This window comes from Clostridium sp. (genome assembly GCF_036642255.1).
In the GTDB taxonomy this organism is placed as follows: Bacteria; Bacillota; Clostridia; order Clostridiales; family Clostridiaceae; genus Clostridium_J.
In genome coordinates, this window is sequence record NZ_JAVWDJ010000020.1 from 47,415 (window position 1) to 57,110 (window position 9,696).

Here is a 9,696-nt window from a genome sequence, read left to right on the forward strand (position 1 = left end):
TAAAGAAAAATATAAATTTATGTTTGGAGTGACGATATGAAAAAAATCAATGGAATAGTTTATGCCTTGTTATCTTCTGCTGCTTTTGGGATTATGCCCATTTTTGCAAAATATGCAGCCAATAATGGCTCCAATACTCTAACAATTTTAAGCGTAAGATTTTTGCTTTCTGCTCTTATTCTTTTCCTTTATTTTCTTTTTAAAAAGGTTAATTATAAATTGGAGAAAAAACAGCTTAAATCTCTTGTTTTTGTGTCCTTTTGTGGCTTTGTCCCCACAGCCAGCTTGTTACTTTTTTCTTATAATTATATATCTACAGGACTTGCAACAACTTTACACTTTATATATCCCGCTGTTGTAGTTGTTGTTAATCGAATATTCTTTAAGGACCCACTTACTAAGAATAAGGTGCTATCTTTACTTTTATCTATGATTAGTATTTATCTTTTGATAGGGTTTAAGTTTGAAAATATAAACATACTTGGAGTTGTTCTTGCCATAGCTTCAGGATTTACTCATTCAATTTCAATCTTTGGGATGAATCAAGTGGAACTAAAAACCATAGACAATAATGTATCTGTATTTTATATAAGTATTTTTGCTGGACTTGCCATATTTTCCGTAACTGCAATAACTGGAAATATAGCTCTTCCTCTTAATGTTTACACAGTGCCTTCTCTCCTTGGAATTTCATTAATATCAAATATTGCTGCCATAGCACTACTTATGAAGGCTATAAAAATTATTGGACCTTCACCTTCAGCAATACTTGGCACTTTCGAACCTATAGTAAGTATAATCCTGGGCATAATATTATTTAGTGAGCCTTTTACCCTAACTATTTTCATAGGCACTATACTAATCTTAGCTTCAGTAGTTATTCTTTCAAAGGAAAAATCCCAGGAAGTAACACAAGAATCTTTTGAGAAAGAAGCCTTAGAAGAATCTCTATAATAGCTCTAAAATTAATATATATTTAATGACATTTGGAAGGATAATTCTCCATGATTTTTAGGTAAGAGACTTGTACTAAAAAATACAAGGCAAGATTAAGTTATCACTTTACACCAATGCTACTCTATTGACAAATAGTAGGTATTAACTTAAATTATATATAAAATCAAAATATTGAAAAAGAGGTAAATATTATGTCAAAAGGAAAAAAGTTTGTTGAAGCAATAACTTCCATGGATGAGGATTTTGCTCAATGGTATACAGATATCGTAAAAAAAGCTGAACTTGTAGATTATTCAAGTGTTAAAGGATGTATGATTATTAGACCTTATGGTTATGCAATTTGGGAAAACATTCAAAAGAGTTTGGATGAAAAACTAAAGGTAACTGGTCATGAGAATGTTTATATGCCAATGTTTATTCCAGAGAGCTTACTTCAAAAGGAAAAAGACCATGTAGAGGGTTTTGCTCCTGAAGTTGCTTGGGTAACTCATGGCGGTCACGAGGAACTTGCAGAAAAATTATGTGTAAGGCCAACTTCTGAAACATTATTTTGCGAACATTATGCAAAGATTGTACAATCTCATAATGACCTTCCAAAACTATACAATCAATGGTGTTCTGTAGTTAGATGGGAAAAAACCACAAGACCATTCTTAAGAACTACTGAATTTTTATGGCAAGAAGGTCACACTGCGCATGCTACTCCTGAAGAAGCTGAAAAAGAAACCATCGATGCTTTAAATACTTATGCGGATTTATGTGAAAATGTTCTTGCAATCCCAGTGGTTAAGGGAAGAAAAACTGATAAAGAAAAATTTGCTGGAGCTGTTTCAACTTATACAATTGAAAGCTTGATGCATGATGGTAAGGCTCTTCAAAATGGAACTTCTCATAATTTTGGAGATAACTTTGCAAAGGCTTTTGGAATTCAATACTCTGATAAAACTGGTAAACTTCAGTATGTTCACCAAACCTCTTGGGGAGTTACAACTCGTTTAATCGGTGCCCTAATCATGGTTCATGGCGATGATAGTGGTCTTGTACTTCCACCAAAAATTGCTCCAACTCAAGTAATTATTGTTCCAATCGCTCAACACAAAGAGGGAGTTTTAGATAAAGCTTCAGAGCTTAAGGATAAAGTAGCTAAAATTGCAAGAGTTAAATTAGATTCTAGCGATAAAATGCCTGGTTGGAAGTTTAATGAATATGAAATGAAGGGTGTTCCTGTAAGAGTTGAACTTGGACCAAAGGATATAGAAAATAATCAAGCGGTTTTAGTTCGCCGTGATACAAGAGAAAAATTAATAGTATCTTTAGATGAAATAGAAGATAAAATCACTGAAATCTTAGCTTTAATGCAAGTGGAACTTTTAGAGAAAGCAAGAAAAAGCGCAGAAGAGAAAACTTACTCTGCTACTAACTTAGATGATTTTATGGAAATTGCAAACACTAAGCCAGGGTTCATAAAAGCTATGTGGTGCGGAGATAGAGCTTGCGAAGAAAAGCTTAAAGAAGTGGCTGGAGTTACTTCAAGATGTATGCCTTTTGAACAAGAAAATATAAGTGATAAGTGTATCTGCTGCGGAAAAGAAGCAAGTAAATTAGTTTTCTGGGGTAAAGCATATTAATAAATTTTAAATCATGTATGTTCTACCCGACATTTTCGTGGTGTTGTTACGAATAATATTCATGGTATTATTGCGATAATATTTAAAGTTGTTAATAGGCTTATAAGGTGAATTTTTATGAAAAGGGTGTTTTAATATGTTAAAAGAATTTAAAGATTTTGCCATGAAAGGCAATGTAGTTGACTTAGCTGTGGGGGTAATTATTGGGGGAGCTTTTGGTAAAATTGTTACTTCTCTTGTTAACGACATCATAACTCCACTACTTGGATTAATCCTTGGAAGAGTAAATGTTGCTGACTTATACAAAACGATACCTGCTTTTGCTGGTGGAAAAGAAATAGTAATAAAATATGGTATCTTCCTACAAAACATAATCGATTTCGTAATCGTAGCATTTTCTATCTTCTTATTTATTAAGTTTATTAATAAATTTAAAAAGAAAGAAGAGTGTAAGCCAGTAGTTGTAGAAGAACCAAAACCATCTAAAGAAGAGCTACTTCTTTCAGAAATCCGTGATTTACTAAAAGCTCAAAGCAATTCTTCTACAGGAGAAAACCAAGGAGTTTAATCACATTTTCTATTATAAATAATAAGGTTTCAAACTATAAAGAGCATCAAACTTGTTTTGATGCTCTTTATAATTTATTTTGCGCCTCATGAAAATCTATTTTCATGCCAATTAAAACTTGATTTCTCGCTTATCAAAATAAATTTTCTTATTCATGAAAACTTATTTTGCTGCTAGCCAAAACCTGTTTTCATGATTATTAAAATTTGTTTTAGTGCACATTAAGCTTGCTTGATGCACATTAAACTTGTTTAATGCAACTAAAACAAAAATAGATATGCTTAAATTAAAAGCATATCTATTTTTTTATCTGTAGCTCTATAATTTTATTGATTTTATAATTTTATAATTAATATAAGGCTATTCATTAAAATCTGTTAGTTTACTTTCACTAGGCTTATTACCCATGATTAGCTAATAAGTTGACTTTTAAAAATTATTCTTATAAAGTTACTTTTACTCTAATGCTGTCCCCTTTTTCTCAAAGTCTAAAAGCCTACAACCTTGATAACTAAGCATTCCTATGTCTCCCTCATTAATATTTTCAAATTCTACCACTGTAAGAGAAAACTCTATCTTTTCTTCACCCTTTATCTCAAAGGTTATATAATAGCTAGTGGCATAGTTGTAACTTGGAATCATATCTCCAAAAGATTGGGTATCATGAAATACCTTAACTCTTTTATTTACTACCTTTGCTTCAACAGTTTCTATAGGTTTAACTCCACCATAAGTCCATATTTTACAATTATCAAACATTGCTGTGAGGAATCCAAGGGACGCTACTATGAAAATAAAGAACAACATTATAATGAATATATAAAAGGCTAAATTATGAGATATCATAATCTCCTCCGTAATACTTGCTCTACTATATTATACGTTTTATCCTAATTATTGTTCTTTTAACAGTATTATTTTTCATATTTAACATTAATAAAAAAGCCTTCCCTTTTTCAAGAGAAAGCCTTTAGTTAGTTAAAATATAATAAATAAATTTTTTAAACTATCTATTTATTTCATGTGTGAAATTTTAAGGTTAAACTCTAGGATGAACTTTTACTTTAACTAAAGTAAATTTCCTAATACATGCCTCATTCTTCACATACTTTGCAGTGCTTCTTTAATAAATCTATAAGTTCATGCTTTTCACTAAGAGATTTAAAAGCTCTCGCTGGGATTACATAAGCATTAGCTGAACTAATATAAATATAAATCCCCTTATCTGTAACATCAACTTTTTCTACGTCTTTCATTGTAACCTTACTTTTTTCTGAGTTTTCAAATTCAAAAATTCCAAAGTCTGTGATTGAAAGATTCTGAGGTCCAAATACACCCTTATACTTTTCATCATTTAACATCTTTTCTAATCTTTTCTTTATGTTATACCAAAAGTACTTCGGGAAAAGTGCCACCCATATTACAAAAATACCTATGAATATTCCATAGAAAACAGGTGCTGGCAACGTATTTCTCCCTCTAAGCATAAAAGGAACAAGTAAAAACATTATTGAAATAATATATCTTTCAATAAATAAACCTCGTTTGATAGATTTGGATTTTGCCATATGATGCAAGTTAAATTCTAAGTAGTCCTCTTTTACTAGTTCATAATTTATCTTCACATTAATTCCCCCATTACTAAGTTGTAATATGTTTTTTCATATTTATTCTACTTTTATAACAATAATCCTCTTTAAATTTTTAATTTCACCTTGTAATTTATAACCTTATTATCTATTTTTATTTTTAAGCTTTATATTTTATTAATATTTTCACCTAAAATCACCTTTATTTTTCATTAGTATTTCCATCTAAAGTGACCCGCAACTTCTGCATCCTGGAACACATAAGGACATTCTATTGCATGAGGTGTTGTATTATGAATTACATAAGGTACTCCCTTGGTGTTTCTTTTATCAGAAACAATGGCTACGTGTTCATAGGGCTTTAGCATAACTATAATATCCCCTGGCTGCCATTGTGTTAAATTTTCTATATCTCCAGGAATCATCTCTGTTGTTAAAGAAATTGCATGCTGCTGAAAGTATACTAGCTGATTTGGCACTCTTCTAAAATCTATGTTTTGATCAGCCTTTCCATCTATTCTCCAATAATTTTCTTTATTATTTTTTATATCCTCATCAATTAAATTCTTTAAATTTATATCAATACCCTCTAACCCTCTCCAAATAACATCAGTGCAAACCCCTTCCCCCTCAGGTGGATATCCGCCAGCATAGTAGGCATCCCTGTATTTAGTTTTGCTTTTGGCTTCTTTCCTTGCAGCCCTTACTACATCTATGGGATCAGGTATACCATTGTTATTTTTATCCACCTTGGGATAATCCTCTGGTACCTGGACTTTATTGCGTAAATTCACCTTATTTTCAAGTTCCCAAATTATAGTTCCAGTTCTCCCAATAACAAAATTTCTAAGTGATCTAATAAATATTATAGAACCCACTCCTATTATTAAAACAATTAAAATAATATTCCTTACTGTTTTTATTAACCTCCTCATTGAAATCTCCCCTATTACTTAATTATAGTGCTCATATCCTTAAAAACTCTCCCATGAGTTTATGTATTTCATTAATAAATCTTCCTATGTATCTATAATATTTGCCTAACCTAATTTTATGGCCTGCAGATATATTATTTGGTAGTTTCTCATAACTAAAAATCTTATCTCTTTAGTTTCTAACACTTATATTTCCCTTTTGGCCTGTACAATTTTAAAATACCTGCATAGTTTAATTATATCTGAAAAAACTATAATTATGGTAAAAAGATTTGTTATTTACGGACTTACTGGTTTTTGTGTTGAGGTGATTTGGACTGGTTTATTTTCCATGTTTAGTGGAGATATAAAGCTTACTGGTCAGACCTATATTTGGATGTTTCCCATATACGGTCTTGCTATTTTTCTCGAACCTGTCCATAACAAGGTAAGACATTTCCCACTAATGATTAGAGGAGGTATCTACACCCTATTAATTTTTGCAGCAGAATTTGTTACAGGAATGTTACTTAAGGGAATTTTAGGTGTCTGCCCTTGGGATTACACCTCTAGGCCACTACAAATTTATGGAGTAATTACACTGGTATATGCCCCTGCCTGGTTTGTTGCTGGACTATTATTCGAAAGACTTCATGATACCTTAATTATGATCCAACAAAGTCTCAGTGCACAAAAAGGCTTAATAAAACCCTAGGACTTCCTAGGGTTTTATTTGCTCTTTCAGGGATATTCAATAATATTTTCTAACCTGAAAATTTATTTTTGCAAATCTGTTACAATGAAACCTAAAATAATACCTTTCAATAAAATCTACCTCCCTGTGCAAGGCCACGTAGATTTTTGATTCTTCAATAATCAGTTTGTTTATATTTAGAATGCAATAAGTAAACTCCATGAATATCTAGTTCTTTTTTGCATTCTCTTTGTTATAGGTCTTTAAAGTGATTCTATAATGTAAAATAAGGTTGCAGCTTATATATTAATACTTCTATCGAAGCCTAAGTAGCGACTTCCCTGAAAATGAAGCTTCCCCTTATCTCCCTCAGCAAGCATTCCATACTGATTACCACTAACCACAAACTCCATTCTGTCTCCGCTTTCAACTTCAAAAGTTACATAATAAGTTGTGGATGTGGTTTGATGCATGTGGTCTCCAGTATTATGGTTATGATGAGTAACATTTTCTCTTCTGCATACCACCTTTGCATTTACTGTAAGCTTGGGCTGACCATTATTGTGACTCCATTCTTTCACTCCAGTTGCAGCTGCTACTATAAAAGAACCAATTACAATAACAAATATTATAACAAAAAACACTGGAAAAATATTAAACATAAAATCCATGGGAACCTCCTAAAAGTATTGATCATTTCTTATAAGGTAAATAGCTTATGCTCACATCACCTTATGCAGACGTAAAGAAACAATAGGTTCATTAGTTAATACATTATACGTGGAAGGCTTGTCCTAGGTGACGTAAAATAAAAAGAGTAAGGAAAATAAATCCTTACTCTAAACTATCATCATCCTATGCATAAATGTTTTTACTATAACATAAATCTCACATTATTAGTGAAAGAATGCTTTTTCTCTTAAAATTAAGCTGCAAAGAATTCTACTAAACTTCTGGCTTGTTCTGAGCTACAGTAGCTTCTACCACGTCTTTAACTGGAAGGTTTTGTTCCATCATAGCTTTATTTGCAAAGCCATTTAATATATTGCTAATATCAACTCCGGTTAAATCTTTTAACACTTCAAAGCCGTTAGCCGCTACATCAGTAACTACTTTAGAAAGCTTAGAAGCTCCTTGATTTCCACCATTGTCTATAATTGTAATCTTATCAACTTGTTCCATTGGTTTAGCCACAGCACTCATAATTTCAGGAAGTCTACTTACTATAAGTTCAACAATTGCTGCCTCCCCGTATTTTTCCATAGCTTCAGCTAACTTATCCTTAGCCATAGCCTCTGCAAGACCTTTTGCTTGTATAGCTTCAGCTTCAGCAAGACCTTTAGCTCTAATTGCTGCTGCTTCAGCTTGGGCTTCAATCTTTCTAGCATCAGCTGCTGCTATAGCTTTTATTCTAATAGTTTCAGCTTGTGCTTCAGCCTCTTTAATTGCTTTAACCTTGTTAGCTTCAGCATTTACCTCAGTCTCATACTTTTTAGCATCAGCAGGTTTTTTAACTTCAGCAACAAGTCTTTCTTCCACAACAAGAGCATTCTTTTTAGCTAGTTCTGCTTGTTGTAGTGCAAGTAAGGAGTCATTTTCAATTTCTTGAAGTTTGTATGCTACGTCAGCATTAGCCTTAGCTTTATCTCTCTCAGCACGATAACTTTCAACCTTAAGTGATTTATCTCTTTCACTTTCAGCGATTTCTGTTTCAGCACTAAGTTTTGCCTTTTGTCCTTCTCTTGTAGCATTAGCCGTTTTGATTTCAGTATCTCTTTTTCTTTCAGCTTCAGCAATATCAGCATCAGCTTTAGATTGTGCTATTTGAGGTTTTGCTCTATTTTCAAGGTATCCACCTTGAGTAGATATTTTAAGTATTGAATAAGATACAAGTAAAAGTCCCATAGATTCTAGTTCTCTTCTTATATCATCCTCTATTCTTTGTTCAAAGGAAGCTCTGTCTTCATTAATTTGCTCTACAGTTAATGTAGATATGATTCCTCTAAGCTTACCTTCTAAAATTTGCTCAACTATATTTCTAATTACATTTACTGTGTTGTCTGCTCCACCGCTGCAAAATTGCTCTACTGCTTTTAAAATACTTTCTGTATCATTTTTAACTTTAACTACAGCAGTACCCACAATATTAACAAATATGCCTTGTTTTGAAGGTGCTTCGTTAACATCAGTGGTCATAGAAATATTTTCTAATGAAATTATACAAGAAGTTTCTAGGATAGGTATTAATATACCACCCTTACCTGACAATACTCTTTTTTTGAGTCCTGTGATTACCATAGCTTTATCTGCTGGTACTCTCTTCCAGAATGCTAAAATAATAATTAGCACCCCTAAAATTGGTAGCGCAATAGGTAATACGTTTCCTAAAATTTCTAACACCATTTACATCCCCCTTTTATTTGATTATTCCCCTACTTTAATTGTATCTTAGACTGAATTTTCTTTCAATAATTTGCTAAGAATTTTAATGCATATTTAAAATTTTACATTTTATTAACCTTTTCTTGTACTGTTTTTTTACAATTTATGCATATTAGACTTTGCTCTTGCATATCTTTAATTTTTTATCTGTAATAAATAGTGCTGAAATGATTTAACTCTCTTGCTAAAACTGCTTTTACTTTACCCACACTTGTAAAGCTAAATTATATCCTTTGAATTATTTTTATCTTCTACCTTAACATAGAATTTCAAGGTGGAAAATATCAATTACTTATAACGATTTTCAAGTAATTTTTCTTCTGCATAGTATACCGATATATTATCATTAATTCTCGTTAATTCTTTACCATCCGCTGAAAGACCAATGATTTCAAAGTCTAAGCCCTTAAATTTATTCATATTTGCAAGCCATAATCTATTGCCTTCTGCATTCACAATTTTCGCTTCTTCTTCAAGAAGACTTCTCTTTTCCACAATCTTAACTTCACTAATTTGAGGATCACCAATTAATCCAAAATATATTGGTAGCGAAGTCTTTTCTATACTAGGAAAATAAGAGTAGGATATGCCAAACTTATCTACTGGAGAGCTTATATCCCCTCCACCACTGTGAACCATCTTGAAACCGCTTATATCCTTTTTCACAACTGCAGTATATAAGCCATCACCACCTAAAGTGCTGCAAAATACTATACTTCCTTTACTGGTTTTTTCTTCGTGGATAATATTTACTGGTATTGACACAGGTGCGGTTATTGCCTCTTCTATTGTTTTAGCACCATCATTAGCCTTACTCATCAGAAATGTAGAACCCAGTGCAATAATGATTATTGTTGAAATAATAAAACTCACTTTCTTTTTCATATGCTCCCCCCTTTTAGCA

Annotated in this window: 10 protein-coding genes; 4 read left to right on the forward strand and 6 right to left on the reverse strand. The window is 32.0% G+C overall.

The features are described from left to right. The first annotated feature begins 36 nt into the window (after positions 1-36). The 3 genes from RR409_RS12210 to mscL all read left to right on the forward strand — a co-directional run bounded on the left by RR409_RS12210 (position 37) and on the right by mscL (position 3,153). Entirely contained in the window at positions 37-954 is a 918-nt protein-coding gene (locus RR409_RS12210; protein WP_332558039.1) for a DMT family transporter, read from the forward strand. A gap of 194 nt (positions 955-1,148) precedes the next feature. Then, complete coding sequence (proS, locus tag RR409_RS12215) at positions 1,149-2,585, forward strand: proline--tRNA ligase (RefSeq protein ID WP_332558040.1); 1,437 nt, start codon at positions 1,149-1,151, stop codon at positions 2,583-2,585. A 136-nt stretch (positions 2,586-2,721) separates the two neighbouring features. Beyond that, positions 2,722-3,153: a large-conductance mechanosensitive channel protein MscL gene (gene mscL / locus RR409_RS12220; RefSeq protein WP_332558041.1), complete on the forward strand. Its 432-nt coding sequence runs from the start codon at positions 2,722-2,724 to the stop codon at positions 3,151-3,153. A gap of 456 nt (positions 3,154-3,609) precedes the next feature. Here the strand turns inward: mscL and RR409_RS12225 are convergent, their stop codons facing one another. The 3 genes from RR409_RS12225 to RR409_RS12235 form a co-directional block, all read right to left on the reverse strand. Then, positions 3,610-3,999 carry a DUF2500 domain-containing protein gene (locus RR409_RS12225; protein WP_332558042.1) on the reverse strand — a complete coding sequence of 130 codons (390 nt, stop codon included), beginning with the start codon at positions 3,997-3,999 and terminating at the stop codon, positions 3,610-3,612. 248 nt (positions 4,000-4,247) lie between these two features. After that, a complete protein-coding gene (locus RR409_RS12230) occupies positions 4,248-4,778 on the reverse strand; it encodes a YcxB family protein (RefSeq protein ID WP_332558043.1) in 531 nt (176 codons plus the stop codon). A gap of 176 nt (positions 4,779-4,954) precedes the next feature. Continuing rightward, complete coding sequence (locus RR409_RS12235; RefSeq protein ID WP_332558044.1) at positions 4,955-5,677, reverse strand: DUF1287 domain-containing protein; 723 nt, start codon at positions 5,675-5,677, stop codon at positions 4,955-4,957. 259 nt (positions 5,678-5,936) lie between these two features. On the opposite strand from RR409_RS12235, the gene RR409_RS12240 reads away from it, so the two are divergent. Continuing rightward, a complete protein-coding gene (locus RR409_RS12240; protein ID WP_332558045.1) occupies positions 5,937-6,371 on the forward strand; it encodes a hypothetical protein in 435 nt (144 codons plus the stop codon). A 278-nt stretch (positions 6,372-6,649) separates the two neighbouring features. Here RR409_RS12240 and RR409_RS12245 read toward each other — a convergent pair whose 3' ends face one another. The 3 genes from RR409_RS12245 to RR409_RS12255 all read right to left on the reverse strand — a co-directional run bounded on the left by RR409_RS12245 (position 6,650) and on the right by RR409_RS12255 (position 9,677). Then, complete coding sequence (locus RR409_RS12245; RefSeq protein WP_332558046.1) at positions 6,650-7,021, reverse strand: DUF2500 domain-containing protein; 372 nt, start codon at positions 7,019-7,021, stop codon at positions 6,650-6,652. A 274-nt stretch (positions 7,022-7,295) separates the two neighbouring features. After that, on the reverse strand, positions 7,296-8,753 hold the full coding sequence (locus RR409_RS12250; protein WP_332558047.1) for an SPFH domain-containing protein: 1,458 nt from the start codon (positions 8,751-8,753) through the stop codon (positions 7,296-7,298). Positions 8,754-9,080: 327 nt separating this feature from the next. Further along, complete coding sequence (locus tag RR409_RS12255; RefSeq protein ID WP_332558048.1) at positions 9,081-9,677, reverse strand: hypothetical protein; 597 nt, start codon at positions 9,675-9,677, stop codon at positions 9,081-9,083. Positions 9,678-9,696 lie beyond the last annotated feature (19 nt).